17 protein-coding genes and 1 pseudogene are annotated in these 15,972 nt (G+C 59.9%); 7 read left to right on the top strand and 11 right to left on the bottom strand.

What is annotated here, in order from left to right; translation table 11 throughout:
* Window positions 1–605: 605 nt before the first annotated feature.
* The 4 genes and pseudogenes from AB4O35_RS05020 to AB4O35_RS05005 all read right to left on the bottom strand — a co-directional run bounded on the left by AB4O35_RS05020 (window position 606) and on the right by AB4O35_RS05005 (window position 3,757).
* Window positions 606–1,055 carry an antitoxin Xre/MbcA/ParS toxin-binding domain-containing protein gene (locus AB4O35_RS05020; RefSeq protein WP_065880250.1) on the bottom strand — a complete coding sequence of 150 codons (450 nt, stop codon included), beginning with the start codon at window positions 1,053–1,055 and terminating at the stop codon, window positions 606–608.
* Between the two features lie 199 nt (window positions 1,056–1,254).
* Window positions 1,255–2,106: pseudogene (locus tag AB4O35_RS05015) on the bottom strand (YifB family Mg chelatase-like AAA ATPase); the annotation flags it as partial.
* A gap of 92 nt (window positions 2,107–2,198) precedes the next feature.
* Complete coding sequence (locus AB4O35_RS05010) at window positions 2,199–3,479, bottom strand: MFS transporter (protein ID WP_065880249.1); 1,281 nt, start codon at window positions 3,477–3,479, stop codon at window positions 2,199–2,201.
* Between the two features lie 17 nt (window positions 3,480–3,496).
* Window positions 3,497–3,757 (bottom strand): accessory factor UbiK family protein, encoded by a 261-nt coding sequence (locus tag AB4O35_RS05005; protein WP_065880248.1) that lies wholly within the window; start codon window positions 3,755–3,757, stop codon window positions 3,497–3,499.
* 422 nt (window positions 3,758–4,179) lie between these two features.
* Between AB4O35_RS05005 and glnK the strand changes: the two genes are divergently transcribed.
* From glnK to sutA, 4 genes are all read left to right on the top strand, one after another.
* Window positions 4,180–4,518: a P-II family nitrogen regulator gene (gene glnK / locus AB4O35_RS05000; RefSeq protein WP_002555808.1), complete on the top strand. Its 339-nt coding sequence runs from the start codon at window positions 4,180–4,182 to the stop codon at window positions 4,516–4,518.
* Window positions 4,519–4,552: 34 nt separating this feature from the next.
* Window positions 4,553–5,890 (top strand): ammonium transporter, encoded by a 1,338-nt coding sequence (locus tag AB4O35_RS04995; protein ID WP_049710955.1) that lies wholly within the window; start codon window positions 4,553–4,555, stop codon window positions 5,888–5,890.
* A 211-nt stretch (window positions 5,891–6,101) separates the two neighbouring features.
* Window positions 6,102–6,527: a secondary thiamine-phosphate synthase enzyme YjbQ gene (locus tag AB4O35_RS04990; protein ID WP_049710956.1), complete on the top strand. Its 426-nt coding sequence runs from the start codon at window positions 6,102–6,104 to the stop codon at window positions 6,525–6,527.
* A gap of 103 nt (window positions 6,528–6,630) precedes the next feature.
* On the top strand, window positions 6,631–6,963 hold the full coding sequence (sutA, locus tag AB4O35_RS04985) for a transcriptional regulator SutA (protein ID WP_065880247.1): 333 nt from the start codon (window positions 6,631–6,633) through the stop codon (window positions 6,961–6,963).
* 125 nt (window positions 6,964–7,088) lie between these two features.
* Here sutA and AB4O35_RS04980 read toward each other — a convergent pair whose 3' ends face one another.
* From AB4O35_RS04980 to lptM, 6 genes are read right to left on the bottom strand one after another with little or no spacing between them, the layout of a single operon-like run.
* Window positions 7,089–7,784: an HAD family hydrolase gene (locus tag AB4O35_RS04980; protein ID WP_065875454.1), complete on the bottom strand. Its 696-nt coding sequence runs from the start codon at window positions 7,782–7,784 to the stop codon at window positions 7,089–7,091.
* A complete protein-coding gene (gene xerC, locus AB4O35_RS04975; protein WP_065875453.1) occupies window positions 7,781–8,680 on the bottom strand; it encodes a tyrosine recombinase XerC in 900 nt (299 codons plus the stop codon). The genes AB4O35_RS04980 and xerC overlap by 4 nt, the downstream gene beginning before the upstream one ends.
* Before the next feature lie 2 nt (window positions 8,681–8,682).
* Window positions 8,683–9,399: a DUF484 family protein gene (locus tag AB4O35_RS04970; RefSeq protein WP_049710960.1), complete on the bottom strand. Its 717-nt coding sequence runs from the start codon at window positions 9,397–9,399 to the stop codon at window positions 8,683–8,685.
* A gap of 13 nt (window positions 9,400–9,412) precedes the next feature.
* Window positions 9,413–10,243 carry a diaminopimelate epimerase gene (gene dapF / locus AB4O35_RS04965; protein ID WP_065875451.1) on the bottom strand — a complete coding sequence of 277 codons (831 nt, stop codon included), beginning with the start codon at window positions 10,241–10,243 and terminating at the stop codon, window positions 9,413–9,415.
* Window positions 10,244–10,246: 3 nt separating this feature from the next.
* Window positions 10,247–11,494 (bottom strand): diaminopimelate decarboxylase, encoded by a 1,248-nt coding sequence (lysA, locus tag AB4O35_RS04960; RefSeq protein WP_065880245.1) that lies wholly within the window; start codon window positions 11,492–11,494, stop codon window positions 10,247–10,249.
* Window positions 11,495–11,503: 9 nt separating this feature from the next.
* A complete protein-coding gene (lptM, locus tag AB4O35_RS04955; RefSeq protein WP_017845169.1) occupies window positions 11,504–11,671 on the bottom strand; it encodes an LPS translocon maturation chaperone LptM in 168 nt (55 codons plus the stop codon).
* A 238-nt stretch (window positions 11,672–11,909) separates the two neighbouring features.
* Here lptM and cyaY point away from each other — a divergent pair, with 238 nt between their 5' ends.
* From cyaY to rnk, 3 genes are all read left to right on the top strand, one after another.
* Window positions 11,910–12,242 (top strand): iron donor protein CyaY, encoded by a 333-nt coding sequence (cyaY, locus tag AB4O35_RS04950; protein ID WP_065875449.1) that lies wholly within the window; start codon window positions 11,910–11,912, stop codon window positions 12,240–12,242.
* A 2-nt stretch (window positions 12,243–12,244) separates the two neighbouring features.
* On the top strand, window positions 12,245–12,463 hold the full coding sequence (locus tag AB4O35_RS04945) for a DUF1289 domain-containing protein (protein ID WP_082224400.1): 219 nt from the start codon (window positions 12,245–12,247) through the stop codon (window positions 12,461–12,463).
* Window positions 12,464–12,594: 131 nt separating this feature from the next.
* Window positions 12,595–13,008 (top strand): nucleoside diphosphate kinase regulator, encoded by a 414-nt coding sequence (gene rnk, locus AB4O35_RS04940; RefSeq protein ID WP_065875448.1) that lies wholly within the window; start codon window positions 12,595–12,597, stop codon window positions 13,006–13,008.
* Window positions 13,009–13,020: 12 nt separating this feature from the next.
* Here the strand turns inward: rnk and AB4O35_RS04935 are convergent, their stop codons facing one another.
* Complete coding sequence (locus tag AB4O35_RS04935; protein WP_065875447.1) at window positions 13,021–15,861, bottom strand: class I adenylate cyclase; 2,841 nt, start codon at window positions 15,859–15,861, stop codon at window positions 13,021–13,023.
* Window positions 15,862–15,972 lie beyond the last annotated feature (111 nt).

Below are 15,972 nucleotides of genomic sequence, written 5' to 3'. Positions count from 1 at the left end.
CGGCCGTTTCCGCAGAAGAAAATGGTAGTTCACTTCGATTGCAGGTTCTTGTTCAGAACGTACTAATCAAGAGGGAGCGGACCCATTGATGACCTGGGTCGCCAGTAATACGTGCGTCATATCAGTGTCCCAGTGACTGTCTGCGCACCTTCTCATCAAGGCGAGAAGGTTCACCACGAACCTAGACCATTCGGCACTTTTTGACGTTGTGCAGACATTACTCATTGCCAGGGTGTCCGAAAATCAGGCTTTCCATTTCTTCGGCAGTCTGCCTGGGCGCACGGCCGAGAGCATCGGTAGCCTGTAAACGTAGAGTGCTGACCTAAGTCCCTAGCCCATTTGGATGGGACAAGCGTGAACAACCTGCGAGTATTCCGATAGGCTCTTAGTCTATGTCCAATGCGGCGGCAGCCTCCAGGAATCGTTGTTGGGTTTTTTGAGACCGACTCGCCAAGAGGCACTTAGCTTGGATCTTCAGTTGTTCTTTCAGATACCACTTAGTGGTCCTAACTTTGCGTCTGCCTTTCATCGCCATTGCTCGAATTAGAATCAGCAGGCCGCGAGGCGGCAGCCGTGGGAGGCATGAAAATTCGCTCACCTTACGATTAAAAAGGTAGTGGATCTGTTAGCCCGATCAGCAACCGCTCCACCTGCCCAATGCCTGGGGTAGTGGAAAGCATCTCGTAAGGTTTCCTACCAGCAAATCGTTTCTTTGGCTTAGAGAGCCATCGCACGGCTTTTGTTGAGTCGCCGAAAATTGCCTCCGCCATGGCTGTGACATGCACAAGCCTGAAGAGCCGATCGCTTTCCTTTAACGTCAAACGCTGGTGTTGTGTCGCTCTAATTTTCAAAGCTTTGTTGGAAACGATCTGATCGTATTCTGACGAGAGAGGAAAGTGGTGATTGTTGAGCGACATGACGGTGTCAGGCGTGAAGCCGTGCGCGATTAACTCATGGATTTCAAGATCAGAGGCTGAGCAGGGGATGCCTAGCAAAGTTTCCAATCGAGTCCGATAAAAACGGTAAGCATCTTTTTGAAGGACTTCGGCAAGCATCGCGGCACCTGTCACACGGTACGATCTGCAATCAGCATCCAGCAATTCAGGGACCTTGTGAAGTCAGTAGTCATTGAAAAAAGAATGCAGGCGCCGCGATTATTTCGGGATAGAGAAACGGGAGCTGCCGAATTCACCCGCGACAAACCCACGAAAATTCGTCGCATTAATTTCCAAAACGTCGCATTAATTTCCAAATCCTACACCCGCCGCCCACCAACGCCGGGCCTGAAGCCGAGTGATGGGGCTGGCGAAATGGCCGATGCGGCCAATGACTCAGCGGGGCCAGGCTGACCACGGATTGAATCGCTGCCACCTCCAAGGCTTCCTGCTCACTCAAGGGCGGCAGCAACCCTGGAAGGCGACTGGCGAGCAACGTTTTACCGGTACCAGGCGGACCGCTGAACAGCAGGTTATGCGCCCCCGCCGCCGCTATCAGTAACGCCCGCTTGGCCGCCAACTGGCCCTGTACTTCACTCAGGTCCGGGTAAGGCTTATTCAAATACAGCAATCCGTCGGACTTGTACGGCTCAATCGGCTGGTGCCCATTCAGGTGCGCAACCACCTGAAGCAAGTGATCCACTGCGATCACTTTCAACCCCGACGCCAGGCACGCCTCTTCGGCATTCGCCCTGGGCACTATCACGGTACGCCCGGCCTTGCGCGCCGCGAGCGCCGCCGGCAACACGCCTTTCACGGCCCGGACTTCACCGGACAGCGCCAACTCGCCCAGGCATTCCACATCATCCAGCATCAACGCCGGCACCTGCACACTGGCCGCCAGGATGCCCAGGGCAATCGCCAGATCAAAGCGCCCGCCGTCCTTGGGCAGGTCGGCGGGCGCGAGGTTGAGGGTGATGCGCCGGGCCGGGTATTGCAGGGCGGAGTTGAGGATGGCGCTGCGCACGCGGTCCTTGCTTTCCTTGACCGCCGTTTCCGGCAGGCCCACCAGCGTCAGGGACGGCAAACCATTGGCCATATGCACTTCAACGGTGACGGCGGGGGCTTCGACGCCGATCTGGGCGCGGCTGTGGACGATCGCGAGGGACATGCTCGTTCCTTGAATGGGAGGCCGCTTCCTGCGGTTTTTCAAGGGTAGACGAGGGGTGGCGGGGGTAAGGGATCAGACTTTTACAGGACGTATCAACGCGCAAAGGCGTCGGGATATTTATCCAGATAAGCATCGCTGAGTTGTGTGTCGGGGGAGCGCATGAAGGTGCGGAAATCGGGAATCAGGAACACCAGCAGCGATAACCCCAGCACCATCGCACCCAGTGACGTGATGGTCAGTGCGACACCGAGGTGAGCGATCAGGCCGTTCATGGCAAAACTGCCCAGCGGGCTGGCGGCTGCGGAGAGGAAGGACACGGTGGCAAAGATCCGATTGCGATGCTGCTTGGGTGTCGCCAGCAACCTGACGGCAGAGGTCGGAATGTTGATCAGCATCAGCCCGACCCCGCCGCAGAAAAACGCCAGCGGTACCACGAACGTCGACGAGAGCGTACCGGCCACCCACATATTGCCCCCCAACAGTGCAAACCCCGCAGCGACACAGAGGTCACGGGGCACACGCTCGCCCAGCCAGCCGACGATCTTGTAGCTGCCCGCCAAAATGCCCAGGCCGAAACACGCATCCAGCAGGCCGAGGTAGGTCACCGGGTACTGGATAACCGTCTTCACATACAACGGCAGCAGGATGGTAAAGAACGGAAAGAGGGCAAAATTGACGAGCATCGCCACGAGGGCGAGGTAGAACTCGACTTTCACGCCATAGACCGCCTTGAATCCCGAATAAATCATTCTGAAGCCGTTGGAGGTTGGCGCTTGTTCATCCGGAGCACTGGCGCCGAGCTGGCTTGGGACCGTTGCAACCAACAGTGCCGCTCCCAGCATCGCAAAACAGTCGACGGTAAAAGTCAGCGTGGTTCCAAAACCGAAAATCAGCGCGCTGGCAATGACGGGGCCAAGCAAGTTGGCAATGGACGACAGCATGCTTTTGGTGCGAACGGCGAGTGAGACCTGATCGGCGCCTGCGAACAACGGAATAATCGACGATTGCAGCGGGTCGCGCACGCCGGCGACGGCACTGCCGACCAGCATCAGGGCGCCGACGCTCCACGGGTTGAACAACTGCGTAGCGGATAGCACAACCATCAGCAACGCGGTCAGCACGCTTGTCAGGGAGGCCAGCTTGAGGATCAGAATCTTGTTGTACTTGTCACCCAGCCATCCCAGCAGTGGCCGGGCGAGCACTTCCGCCGCGATTGAACAGGCGATCATGTTGGCGAAGGCGAGGGCGGAACCGGTTTCCTGCAAGGCCCACCACGCTACAGCCAGCTGGTTGCAGCGTCCACCCAGCACCACCAGCAAAAAGCTGAATTGTATTTTCAGCAGGCGCCGGTCAAGGGCGGGCAAGCCCCACATGGAGGATTTGATGCCGGTTAATCGCCCGCTGGCGTCAACCGTGCTTCCAACTCCGCGACTTTAGCCTCCAGGGTCTCCAATCGCGCACGCGTGCGGGCAAGCACCACCATCTGGCTATCGAACTCTTCCCGGCTGACCAGATCAAGTTTGCTGAAGCCGCTTTGCAGTAATGCCTTGAATTGGCTTTCGATCTCATTGCGAGGCAACGGGGTATCACCGTTGAACAAGCGAGAGGCGTGGCCGCTCAGGGCGTCGAGGAGGTCTTTGGGCGCGAGCATGGGAAATATTCCGGAAAACTGTTGGCCGGCAGTGTATCACGCAGCGTCTATAGTCTTTTTCATGGCGGCGCACGCACGCTTTTCGCGCAGAGGGTTGGGCGCTGGCGCACTGTTTTTGTGCGCATTGCCGCCGCCATTAGGTCCTGCAGGTGGGCATAAGTGGGCAAAGGACTGATTTCAGTGATTTTTACGGAGCTGGCAAGGTTTCTGCTTAGACGATCATGACCCATGCACTGATGCAGTCGCTGTGACGAATGCAGTGCGCCGACGGATCAGGGGTACAGGTTTCGTCACCAGTGGTTTGCTGGCGTCGCAGAGGCAAATGCCGAGGCGACGACGCGTTACAAAGCCAGGCACTGCGCTTAGACTTGAGACGGGTTTGTTTTCCTGGGGCAAGTCCACCAATTCGGGAGAGAGTTTTCATGAAGCTAGTCACTGCCATCATCAAGCCGTTCAAGTTGGACGATGTACGCGAGTCGTTGTCCGAGATCGGCGTGCAGGGCATTACCGTTACTGAGGTCAAAGGCTTCGGTCGGCAGAAGGGTCACACCGAGCTGTATCGCGGCGCGGAATACGTGGTCGATTTCCTGCCAAAGGTGAAGATTGATGTCGCCATTGACGACAAGGATCTTGACCGGGTTATCGAGGCGATAACCAAGGCCGCCAACACCGGCAAGATCGGTGACGGCAAGATCTTCGTGGTCAATCTGGAACAGGCTATTCGCATCCGTACCGGCGAAACCGATACCGACGCAATCTAAGCCGCCAAACCCCAACGCCCCAGGAGAAAACAATATGACTCTGCGTAAATTCGCAGGGCTCGGAGCCCTGTTGTCCATCGTAATGCCAAGCCTGGCCATGGCGGCAGACGAAGTGGCGGCTCCAGTCCTCAATTCCGGCGACACCGCGTGGATGCTCACGTCCACCGCGCTGGTGCTGTTCATGACCATTCCAGGCCTGGCGCTGTTCTACGGCGGCATGGTGCGCTCCAAAAACATTCTTTCCGTGATGATGCAGTGCTTTGCCATCACCGGCCTGATCAGCATCCTGTGGGTCGTCTACGGCTACAGCATCGCGTTTGATACGACTGGGATGGAGCAGGGCGTCGTCAACTTCAACTCCTTCTTCGGCGGCATGGGCAAGGCGTTCCTGGCGGGCGTTACCCCGGCCAGCATCACCGGGCCTGCGGCACTGTTCCCTGAAGCGGTGTTCATCACCTTCCAGATGACCTTCGCCATCATCACCCCGGCGCTGATCGTCGGTGCCTTCGCCGAGCGCATGAAGTTCTCCGCGATGCTGATCTTCATGGCTATCTGGTTCACCCTGGTCTATGCGCCAATCGCGCACATGGTCTGGAGCGGTAACGGTGGCCTGTTGTGGGACTGGGGCGTGCTGGACTTCGCTGGCGGCACCGTGGTGCACATCAACGCCGGTGTGGCTGGCCTGGTAGCGTGCATCGTGCTCGGCAAGCGCAAAGGCTTCCCGACCACCCCAATGGCACCGCACAACCTGGGTTACACCCTGATCGGCGCGGCCATGCTGTGGGTGGGCTGGTTCGGCTTCAACGCCGGTTCCGCTGCTGCCGCCAACGGCACCGCCGGCATGGCGATGCTGGTTACCCAGATCGCTACCGCTGCTGCGGCGCTGGGCTGGATGTTCGCTGAGTGGATCACTCACGGTAAGCCAAGCGCACTGGGTATCGCCTCGGGCGTAGTGGCTGGCTTGGTTGCAGTGACCCCGGCTGCCGGCACCGTCGGCCCGATGGGCGCCCTGGTGATCGGTCTGGTCGCCGGTGTGATCTGCTTCTTCTGCGCCACCAGCCTTAAGCGCAAGCTGGGCTACGACGACTCCCTGGACGCGTTCGGCGTGCACGGTATCGGCGGTATCGTCGGTGCGATCCTCACCGGTGTGTTTGCAGCCCCGGCACTGGGCGGCTTCGGCACTGTGACTGACGTGGCTGCACAGGTCTGGATCCAGTGCAAAGGCGTAGGTTTCACCGTGATCTACACGGCTATCGTGACCTACATCATCCTCAAGGTGCTGGACATGGTCATGGGCCTGCGTGTCACCGAAGAGGAAGAGGCTGTCGGCCTCGACCTGGCGCAACACAACGAGCGCGGTTACAACTTGTAATTACGCGAAAAAAAGATGCCCGGCTTGCCGGGCATTTTTTTGCCTGGCGTTTGTCAGTCATACCAAGCTGTACCGGTTTTTAAGCAGCGTTTGTGATGGGATGCACACGGCGCTTTTCAGCGTGCCAATGTCTTACAGGCATGTAGGCGTATTCGGCACTTTGTTTTTTCCCAGAGCGCGCTAGAATGCGCGCCGATGGGCGGAGAACTGTATGTGGCAACAGACCTTGATTACCCTGCGGGCCAAGCCCCGGGGCTTTCACCTGGTGACCGATGAGTTGCTGGCCGGCTTGCCTGAATTGAAGGCCTGTCGCGTGGGCTTGTTGCATTTGTGGCTGCAGCACACCTCGGCCTCGTTGACCATCAACGAGAATGCCGACCCGGCGGTTCGCCGTGACTTCGAACGTTTTTTCAACTCGCTGGTGCCGCAAGGGCGTGCAGGGTTCGAACACAACGACGAAGGTCCGGATGACCTGCCGGCGCATTTCAAGGCCAGTCTCCTGGGCTGCCAGCTGAGTTTGCCGGTGCAGGCCGGCCGCTTGGCGATAGGGACCTGGCAAGGTGTTTATCTGGGCGAGCACCGTGATCATGGCGGTGCTCGTAAAGTCCTCGCCACCTTGCACGGTGATGGGGCGTAAGCCACTGGTTATCCGGTGGATGTTGATTTTTTTCCGGCAGCCGTCGACAGAGGGTGAAGCTGGGCTATAACTAATCTGCTTTTCGCAAGTCATGAGGTAGAACATGAGCGACGATGATCTGGAAAACGACGAACTCGAAGTAGGTGACGACGACGAGACCGAGGAAGGTCTTGAAGCGGCGGTCGAAGACGTTGCTGACGAAGGTGATGACGCTGGCGATGACGCACCTGTCAAAGCAGTCAAAGGCAAAGCCAAGGCAGCTGTGTCGGTAGATGAATTGCCAAGCGTTGAAGCCAAGAACAAAGAGCGCGACGCCCTGGCCCGTGCGATGGAAGAATTCCTCGCTAAAGGCGGCAAAGTGGTCGAAGTCGAGGCTAACGTGGTGGCAGACCCGCCGAAGAAGCCTGATAACAAGTACGGCAGCCGGCCTATCTAAGGTCAATTGCATGCTTGCGTGAAAAGCCCGCCGTCGCTGCGGGTTTTTCATGGGTGGAACAAAATTCGCGGTCTGCCGTAATACTCTGTGGGAGCAGGCAAGCCAGCTCCACATTGGGTTCGGTGTTAGTTCCAGCTACCCAGCAATGCTGGCAACTCCGTCAGGCTTCGAATCTGCGCATCCGGGCGTTTTTCCCCCTCCCAAGCCTTGCCCGCCGGATTGAACCACACCGCCCGAAGCCCCGCCTGCTGTGCCCCGGCAATGTCATCCCCTGGATGATCGCCAATATGCACCGCTGCGCTGGCGTCCACGCCACCGCGCTGCAACGCTTCCTGAAACAATCGCGCATCCGGCTTGGCGATGCCTATGTCTTCGGCACGCAGCGCAAAGTGGAAATAATCCGCCAGGCCCACCCGCTGCACATCGGCGTTGCCGTTGGTGATCACCCCCAGCAGAAAGTGCTGGCGTAGCGCTTGCAGCATCGGCTCGGCTTCGGGGAATGGGGTGATCTGGTGCCGCGCATGGATGAATGCTTCGAAACACACGTCCGCCATCTCCCTGGCCTGAGGCTGTGGATAACCGGCCTCTTCAAATGCATGCATCAACACCCGGTGGCGCAGCAGGCTGATACGGTGTTTCAGCTCAGGATGACGCTCCAGCACCTGTTGGCGCAGAGTGGCGAAATGCTCCAGAGGCAGGTCGCCGACCTTGGACGCGTGGGTGACCAGCCATTCACGCATCGACGCTTCGGCGCTGATGATGACGGGTACGTTGTCCCAGAGTGTGTCGTCCAGGTCGAAGGTGATCAGCTTGATACTCATGAGTCGCCGCCCTTGATGCGTTTGGCCCTTGGATGGGCGCTGTCGTACACGGTTGCCAAGTGTTGGAAATCCAGATGGGTGTAGATCTGCGTGGTCTTGATGTCAGAGTGGCCGAGCAGCTCTTGAACTGCGCGCAAGTCTTGAGACGATTCCAGCATATGGCTGGCAAAGGAGTGTCGCAGCATGTGTGGGTGCAGGTTTTGCCCCAATTCGCGCTCACCCGCCGCCTTGACCCGCACTTGAATCGCCCGTGGCCCCAGGCGGCGGCCTTGCTGGCTGACAAACACCGCGTCGTCTGCCGGGTTGGTCAATAGACGTAGCGGTAGCCACAACTGCAAGGCCTCCCGCGCTTTGCGGCCTACGGGCAGCACTCGGGTCTTACTGCCCTTGCCGAGCACTTGCACCAGGCCGTCCGCGAGGTCGAGTTGATCCAGGTTCAGGCCGGTCAGCTCCGAGAGACGCAAGCCTGATGAATAGAACAGCTCAAGGATCGCCTGGTCGCGATGGGCCAGGAAGTCATCCTCGACGGCACCCTCGAGCAGTTGCAGGGCGCGGTCGGTGTCCAGGGTCTTGGGCAGGCGCCGCTCGCCCTTGGGCGGCGACAGGCCATTGGCCGGGTCGTGGTCGCACAGGCCTTCACGGTTCAGATAATGATAAAGCCCGCGGACCGCCGAGAGCAGGCGCGACAGGCTGCGCGAAGATTGGCCCGCCTGGTGCAGGCGCGCGACCAGGCTGCGCAGGCTCTGGATATCCAAGGCCTTCCAGCTGCTGATCTGTTGTTTTTCGCAGTACGCCAAGACCTTGTTCAAGTCCCGTCGGTAGGCTTCCAAGGTATGGGGCGACACCTGGCGCTCGTTGCGCAGGTGAGCGCAGTAAGCGTCCAGTTGCCGTTCCATCGCTAGCGCACCGCGCGCAGGGCGGTGGTGAAGCGCGGCAAGACGCGGCCCAGCACTTCCGCGATGTAGGTCAAAAACAGCGTGCCTACTGAGCTCTTGTAGTGCTGAGGGTCGCGACTGGCGATCGCCAGCACGCCGTGCAAGCCTTGATGGCTGAGGGCGACCACGGCGGTGGAGCCGATCTGCTGGCGCTGTTCGGCGCCAAACAGGAAGTCCAGCTCATGCTCGCGCAAGGTGCCGCTGATCGTCTTGCCTTCGGAGAGCAGGCCGCCAATCGCCGTTTGTGCTTCGCTGCCGCTGACCCAACGACCTACCGGCATCGGGTTGTCGCTGAACAGGATCAGGCTGACAAAGGGCACCTGGAAGTCCTGGCGAAGGCTGTCTTCCACGGCGATCACCGTTTCTTCCAGGCTGGTGGCGTCCATCAGCGTAAGAATAAGACGGCGAGTCTTGTCGAACAGGCGGTCGTTGTCGCGGGCGACGTCCATCAGGTGCGAAAGCTTATGGCGCATTTCGATATTGCGCTCGCGCAGGATCTTCATCTGCCGCTCCACCAGCGACACGGTGTCGCCGCGCTGGTGGGGGATGCGCAGGGCCGGCAGCAGTTCTTCGTGTTCGACAAAGAAGTCCGGATTCGCCTCAAGGTACGCCGCGACGGCAGCGGCCTCCAGGCTGTCGCTCGGGGTAGCGTGTGCGGGTACTTGAGGCTTATCGGTCATTGGCTTGGCTCACTCATAGACGGACCTGTCCTTCGTATACGCGCGAGGCCGGCCCGGTCATCATCACCGGGTGGCCAGGGCCTGCCCACTCGATGGACAACCGTCCACCGGGCAGGTCGATCAACAGCGGCGAATCCATCCACCCCTGGCTAATCGCGGCCACGGCAGCGGCGCAAGCACCGGTGCCGCAGGCCTGGGTTTCGCCGGCGCCGCGTTCCCACACACGCAATTGCGCGCGGGAACGGTCGATCACCTGCAGGAAGCCCACATTGACCCGTGCCGGAAAGCGCGGGTGGTGTTCGATCTTCGGCCCCAATTCATGCACGGGCGCATTGTTGATGTCGTTGACCCGCAGGACGGCATGGGGGTTGCCCATGGACACGGCGGCCAGGTCGACGATCTTACCGTCGACCTCAACGGCATAGCTGGAGGCTTGTTCAGTGGCCTGGAACGGAATGTCCGCTGGCACCAGGCGTGGCGCGCCCATGTTGACGCTGATCTGGCCGTCGCTGCGGATGTCCAGCTCGATCACGCCGCTCTTGGTCTCAACGCGGATCTGCCGCTTGGCGGTCAGGCGCTTGTCCAGCACAAAGCGCGCGAAGCAGCGCGCACCATTGCCGCACTGTTCCACTTCGGAACCGTCGGAGTTGAAGATCCGGTAACGGAAATCCACCTCCGGGTTGGTCGGTGCTTCCACCAGCAGCAATTGGTCGAAACCAATGCCGGTATGACGGTCGCCCCACTGTTTAGCGTGTTTGGGCAGGATGTGCGCGTGCTGGCTGACCAGGTCGAGGACCATGAAATCATTGCCCAGCCCGTGCATCTTGGTAAAACGCAGCAGCATGGCTTACTCCGGCAGCAGGCTTTCGCCAGCATACAACTCGGCTACCGTCTCGCGGCGACGCACTTCAATCGCTTGTTCACCGTCCACCAGCACCTCGGCGGCACGCCCGCGGGTGTTGTAGTTGGAACTCATGACAAACCCGTAGGCACCGGCCGAATGCACGGCCAGCAGATCGCCTTCCTCCAGCGCAAGCTGACGATCCTTGGCCAGGAAGTCGCCGGTTTCGCAGATCGGGCCGACAATGTCATAGGCGCGGGCCTCGCTTGCGCGAGGCGTCACGGCGGTGACATTCATCCAGGCCTGGTACAGCGCCGGGCGGATCAGGTCGTTCATCGCCGCATCGACGATGGCGAAGTCCTTGTACTCGGTGTGCTTGAGGTACTCGACCTGGGTCAGCAGCACGCCTGCGTTGGCGACGATATAACGGCCCGGCTCGAACATCAGGGTCAGGCCGCGGCCTTCAGTGCGCTCGCGCACAGCCTGGATGTAATCGGCGATCAGCGGCGGCTCCTCGTCGCGATACTGCACGCCCACACCACCCCCCAGGTCGATGTGTTGCAGGTAGATGCCGCACTCGCCGAGGCGGTCGGTCAGCGCCAGCAGGCGGTCGAGCGCATCGAGGAATGGAGGCAGGCTGGTCAGTTGCGAGCCGATATGGCAGTCGACGCCCAATACTTCCAGGTTCGGCAACTGCGCGGCGCGGATGTATACGTCTTCGGCGTCGGCAATGGCGATGCCGAACTTGTTCTCTTTGAGACCGGTGGAAATGTACGGGTGGGTGCCGGCGTCAACGTCCGGGTTGACGCGCAGGGAGATCGGCGCGCGAACGCCCATCTCGGCGGCCACGACTTGCAGGCGCTCCAGCTCGTCGGTGGATTCGACGTTGAAGCAATGCACACCGACTTCGAGGGCGCGGCGCATGTCTTCGCGGCTCTTGCCGACGCCGGAGAAGACGATCTTGTCAGCCTTGCCACCGGCAGCCAGTACGCGTTCCAGCTCGCCACGGGACACGATGTCGAAACCAGCGCCCAGGCGCGCCAGGACATTCAGTACACCCAGGTTGGAGTTGGCCTTGACCGCGTAGCACACCAGGTGCGGCACGCCGTTCAGTGGGTCGGTGAAAGAGCGGTACTGGGCTTCGATATGCGCACGGGAGTACACATAGGTCGGGGTACCAAAGCGCTCGGCAATCGCGGACAACGCCACGCCTTCCGCGAACAGCTCGCCGTCCCGGTAGTTAAAAGCGTCCATGGGGTTCCCTTAGTAGGTGTCGTGCTTATGCGCTTTGGCTGGTTTCTGCGACGATTGCGCCTGTTCATTCGGGTCTTTGCTGTCATCGGGCAGGTACAGCGGGCCTTTTTGACCACAGGCACTAACGAGGCAAGCGACCGCGACGAGCGCAGCAAGGGAAGAGATCAGGCGCTTCATGGCGAAATCCTTGAATATGCATTAATTGCGCCCGAGTATACCGACCACCCGCCAGCTTGCCTATGCGCCGGAATACCCGTCTGGCGGGGGTTTGCCGAGATAGTCGGGAAGCGCACTACGCTGTTTGAGGATATTTCACGCCGTCAATCGTGTTGAAATCGGTATCCTTTGCAATCGGCGGGGCTCGCCCGTATCGTGCGGCGCTTGAGCAAAACCAGACACTTTTGAGGTTGCCACAATGAGTTTGACCGAAGCCCGTTTTCACGACCTAGTGGATTCGACCCAGGAGAAGTTGGAAGATATTTTCGACGACAGCGGCCTGGACGTGGACCTGGAAAACTCGGCCGGCGTGCTGACCGTCAAGTTTGAGAATGGCTCCCAGTTGATCTTCAGTCGCCAGGAGCCGCTGCGCCAGCTTTGGCTGGCCGCGCGTTCCGGTGGCTTTCACTTCGACTTCAACGAAGAAGACAATAACTGGCAGTGCGATAGCAGCGATGAGCTGCTCAGCGAAATGCTCGCGCGCCTGGTCTTGGAACAAGCCGGTGCCGACCTGGATTTCGACGAGATCTGATAGTGAGCCAGCCAGCCCCCGTACGCCCGCCGAAACCGCTGTTCAGCAATGTCAGCCCGGCGGTGCCGTCACCTTGTATCAGTTTGTGTCGCCTGGACGAGCAGAAAGTCTGCCTCGGTTGCTTCCGACACGTGGAAGATATCCGCGAATGGCGCTCTGCCGACGACGCGCGGCGCCGAGTGATCTGTGCCGAGGCTGAGCAGCGCCGGGCCCACGCCTGAGGCCGTCTTGTTTATTTGTGACGCTGTGGTAGTGTCCGGGTACGCCTCAACTCATCGAGGCCCGTGAGAACCCCGCCTTTTCCTGGCGGGGTTTTGCTTTTTTGTGCAGAAAAAAGGAGTCTGCCTGAATCATGACCACCGCACCGTCCATCATCCTCACCCGTCTTGACGTGCAGCGTCTGGAGCAACTGATCGACCGCTTGGGCGACGAGTTTCCCGGTGTCGAAGCGTTGCAACACGAACTCGACCGCGCCGAAGACGTGGTTGGCCACGATGAAGTGCCTGCAAGTGTCGTGACCATGAACTCCAGCGTGCATTGCCGCGAGCAAGGCAGCGGCAAGGACTATCACCTGACCTTGGTTTATCCCAAGGACGCCAACGCCGACGAAGGCAAGATTTCGATCCTGGCGCCGATGGGCAGTGCGTTGCTCGGCCTGCAAGTGGGCCAGCATATCGACTGGCCGGCCCCCGGCGGCAAGACCCTCAAGCTGGAATTGCTCAGTGTGGAAGGTCAGCCCAAAGACGGCGGCCCTTTCTCTCTTTAAAACAGAGTCGCTCTAAATCTGGCTCAGCGCCTCATTGAGCGACAGCTCCAGTTCGGCCTTGTAACGCAAGTAAAGGTTGCTCGGGCTTTGTACATCACCGAGCAGGCCGGACAGGTCCAGATCGGTGATGTAACAGCGGTAACGCTCTGTTTCCTGGCGTTGCCCGACGATTTGCTGGGCGACCACTGCAAACAGCTGGTCGCCAAACTCCAGTTCGGAAAACTCCCGCTGATTGCAATACAGGGTGATGCCCACCTGGCCCGGCGCGGCCTTGCCGATAATTGCCTGCACGTCATAAAACGGTTTGTTTGCCAGATTCACCGGTGCTGGTCGAGGCTCGATGCTCCGTGCGCGACCGCTGCCGGAGGGCAATAGCTGGTAATACATGACTTGCACGGCCCCCAGCGGTTCTTGCTGGTCCAATGGCGACAACGCATCCCGTCGATAAATAATCGACTGCAAAAAGCGCTGCAACGGCGCCAGCAAGCTCTGCTCATCATGAAACGGCAGACGTTGTTGCCAGAGTGCGTTGAACTCATCCAGCACATACAATTCGGCAGAGCCTTCGCTGACCCGATAGAACACCTGCACGCAATCGGGCATGCCCATCGGCAGCAGCAGCGCCAGGTCGTGCTCTTCCAAGGCCATGGCATCCAGGTGCAGCGGGCTGTAGCTGGCAAGTTCTTCGCTGAGGTAGGCGATCAGCGCCTCCTGGGTCGCCAGGGAAACGTGGGTGGCTTGGCCTGGCATCAACTCCATCACGTGATAGTGCTGCTGCACTTGCAGCAGGTAGCGATGATTGGACTGACCCAGCAGCAGGTGCTGCGCAGTGTCGAAGATTTCTTCCACGCGTTGGGCAATGAACTGCGCACGGTTGTGACAGAAGCAGCGCACTCGTAGCCGTGGCAGGTGGTCCGGCGGCAACTGGTTGAGGTAGTCGCGCAGGCAGTCGAGCAGGGCGTGGGGGCCGTCGTAGCGGCTGACCATCACTTCGTTCCAGCTATTGAGCGTGACCTGGTCCAGGGTCAGCACCAGGTTGTCGCGCACGCCGGCATAACTCAGGGAGTCGGTGCGCTCGGTGGTCATCAGGATATTCAGGTCGCGGTGGTGCTTGAGCGGATCAACGCCAACGTTGATCAGCAGCAACACTTCCTCGGGCACCGCCGAACGCAGCAGGCGCTCTTCATCAACGCTGGCCAGGGGCAGGGCGACGGTCTGTTGCAAGCTGCCCAGCAGGTTGAACAACTCGAACTCAGTCATGTCGCTGGTGCCGGGGTGCAAGGCCAGGCGGGTGCTGCTGTCGATCACGCCGTTGCGGTGGCACCAGGTGAGCATCTCCAACAGGTCACGGCTGCGCTTGATCGGCGCGAAGTGTTCCCATTCCAGTGCAGTGAGGTTGCCGTTGTACAAACCCCAGTGGTGCTGACCGGGCTCCTTGCGGTTGGGCGATTGCACCAGGGTCAAGGTGTCTTCGGCCAAGTCCGGGGCGATGCCGGGGTTTATGAACTCGACTTTGCCGGCCTTGCGTTCAAAGGCGGCGTACAGGCGCCTGCCCAGCACATTGAGGTCACGCTTGTTGATCAGGCTGACGGTCTGCTCGGTGCGGGCGAACTGGGTCAGGAAGCGGTAGCTGTAATTCAGTTCGTTGACCAAGGCGCGACGCTCGGAGGCGACTTGGCGCACTTTCCACTGGCTGCGGCTGTCCAGCAGCGCCAGTTGGCGTTGGTCCCAGTCCCACTCATGTGCCAGGCGTTCGAGCAGCAAGCGCTGCCAACTGGTGCTACGTTGACCGGCGGTGAGCTTGCAGTTGACCTTCAGGTACAGCGCACGCCGCACCAGTTCCAGGCGCTCGGGCTCGTTTCGGGCCTTGAGGTATTCCTCGATGCGGCGGTACACCACGATGTACGGGTCCAGCTCGTCCAGGTCCATCTGGTTGGCGAACACCGCCCGCTTGAAGCGCAGGCTCAGGCACTGCACGTTAGGGTGTTCGCTGGCGTAGACCTCGATCAGCAGCAGTTTGAGCACCGATTTGTAGGGTGACTCGATGCCTTTGAACAATTGCCACAGCCCGGCACCGATGAATTCACCTGGGGGAATCCGTGCCAGATGGCCAAGATCGAGGGTTTCATCGGCGCGGATAAAGCGCTTGGAAATCAGCGTGTGGGTGAACTCGGCGTAGCGGGGTTCTTCATACACCGGCACCAGCCACCAGATTGGCGTACGCCCGGCCAGCCAGATGGCGGTGCGGTAGAACTCGTCCAGCAGCAGGTAATGCTGGGTGGTGCCGCAGTCTTCCGAGCTGAGCTGGGTGTCGCGCTCGCCGAGCACAAAGCGTGTCGGCTCGATCAGGAAAAAGTGGGCCTCTGCGCCCATGGTCAGCGCCCAGGCTTCCAACAGTTGGCATTTCTTGCGCAGTTCAGCCAGTTCATTTTCGCTGAGGTCCGCCGCGTGGCAGACCCACACGTCCATATCGCTCTGGTCGGCCTGGGCCAGGGTGCCGAGGCTGCCCATCAAAAACAGTCCGTGAATCGGACGTGGCGGGTTGCCGTGACGTGGTTTGTAGGAGAACGAACGGGTGAGGCGCTGGGCTTCTGTCAGGGCTTGGGTGTCGGGCTCAAAGTTGGATAATCCGGCCGGCGTACTGCCCGACACATAGCCCGGCAGCAGTGGATGGTTGACGTGGAAAAACAGCGGCAATAGGGTCAACACGCTTTGCTGGCGTGGGGTCAGTCCCTCGATGGCGCGCGCCATGCGGCCTTCGTTGAGGGCCATGAACCGCGCGCGCAGTTGGGCCAGCACCTTGCGGTCGATGCCTTCGTCCAGGTCGGGGCGGATTTCATGGGTGCGGGTCATGTCGAAGTCGGTGGCTCGCAGAGCCCGACGTGGGCGGCCATGTAGGAGTTTACAGCCAGTAGCGTAGGAGGTTTAGCGGGAAATGGTTTTTGACGTCAGAATTTTCGCACT

Source organism: Pseudomonas sp. H1_A03 (genome assembly GCF_054685145.1).
The sequence above is the reverse complement of the archived record's forward strand: the minus strand, read 5'-3'. Positions and strand labels throughout refer to the sequence as shown.

Bases quoted from the DNA above. Each gene is read 5' to 3' on its own strand.
- AB4O35_RS05020 (WP_065880250.1), bottom strand. From the start codon at position 1,055: ATGCTTGCCGAAGTCCTTCAAAAAGATGCTTACCGTTTTTATCGGACT.
- AB4O35_RS05010 (WP_065880249.1), bottom strand. From the start codon at position 3,479: ATGTGGGGCTTGCCCGCCCTTGACCGGCGCCTGCTGAAAATACAATTC.
- AB4O35_RS05005 (WP_065880248.1), bottom strand. From the start codon at position 3,757: ATGCTCGCGCCCAAAGACCTCCTCGACGCCCTGAGCGGCCACGCCTCT.
- glnK (WP_002555808.1), top strand. From the start codon at position 4,180: ATGAAGCTAGTCACTGCCATCATCAAGCCGTTCAAGTTGGACGATGTA.
- AB4O35_RS04995 (WP_049710955.1), top strand. From the start codon at position 4,553: ATGACTCTGCGTAAATTCGCAGGGCTCGGAGCCCTGTTGTCCATCGTA.
- AB4O35_RS04990 (WP_049710956.1), top strand. From the start codon at position 6,102: ATGTGGCAACAGACCTTGATTACCCTGCGGGCCAAGCCCCGGGGCTTT.
- sutA (WP_065880247.1), top strand. From the start codon at position 6,631: ATGAGCGACGATGATCTGGAAAACGACGAACTCGAAGTAGGTGACGAC.
- AB4O35_RS04980 (WP_065875454.1), bottom strand. From the start codon at position 7,784: ATGAGTATCAAGCTGATCACCTTCGACCTGGACGACACACTCTGGGAC.
- xerC (WP_065875453.1), bottom strand. From the start codon at position 8,680: ATGGAACGGCAACTGGACGCTTACTGCGCTCACCTGCGCAACGAGCGC.
- AB4O35_RS04970 (WP_049710960.1), bottom strand. From the start codon at position 9,399: ATGACCGATAAGCCTCAAGTACCCGCACACGCTACCCCGAGCGACAGC.
- dapF (WP_065875451.1), bottom strand. From the start codon at position 10,243: ATGCTGCTGCGTTTTACCAAGATGCACGGGCTGGGCAATGATTTCATG.
- lysA (WP_065880245.1), bottom strand. From the start codon at position 11,494: ATGGACGCTTTTAACTACCGGGACGGCGAGCTGTTCGCGGAAGGCGTG.
- lptM (WP_017845169.1), bottom strand. From the start codon at position 11,671: ATGAAGCGCCTGATCTCTTCCCTTGCTGCGCTCGTCGCGGTCGCTTGC.
- cyaY (WP_065875449.1), top strand. From the start codon at position 11,910: ATGAGTTTGACCGAAGCCCGTTTTCACGACCTAGTGGATTCGACCCAG.
- rnk (WP_065875448.1), top strand. From the start codon at position 12,595: ATGACCACCGCACCGTCCATCATCCTCACCCGTCTTGACGTGCAGCGT.
- AB4O35_RS04935 (WP_065875447.1), bottom strand. From the start codon at position 15,861: ATGACCCGCACCCATGAAATCCGCCCCGACCTGGACGAAGGCATCGAC.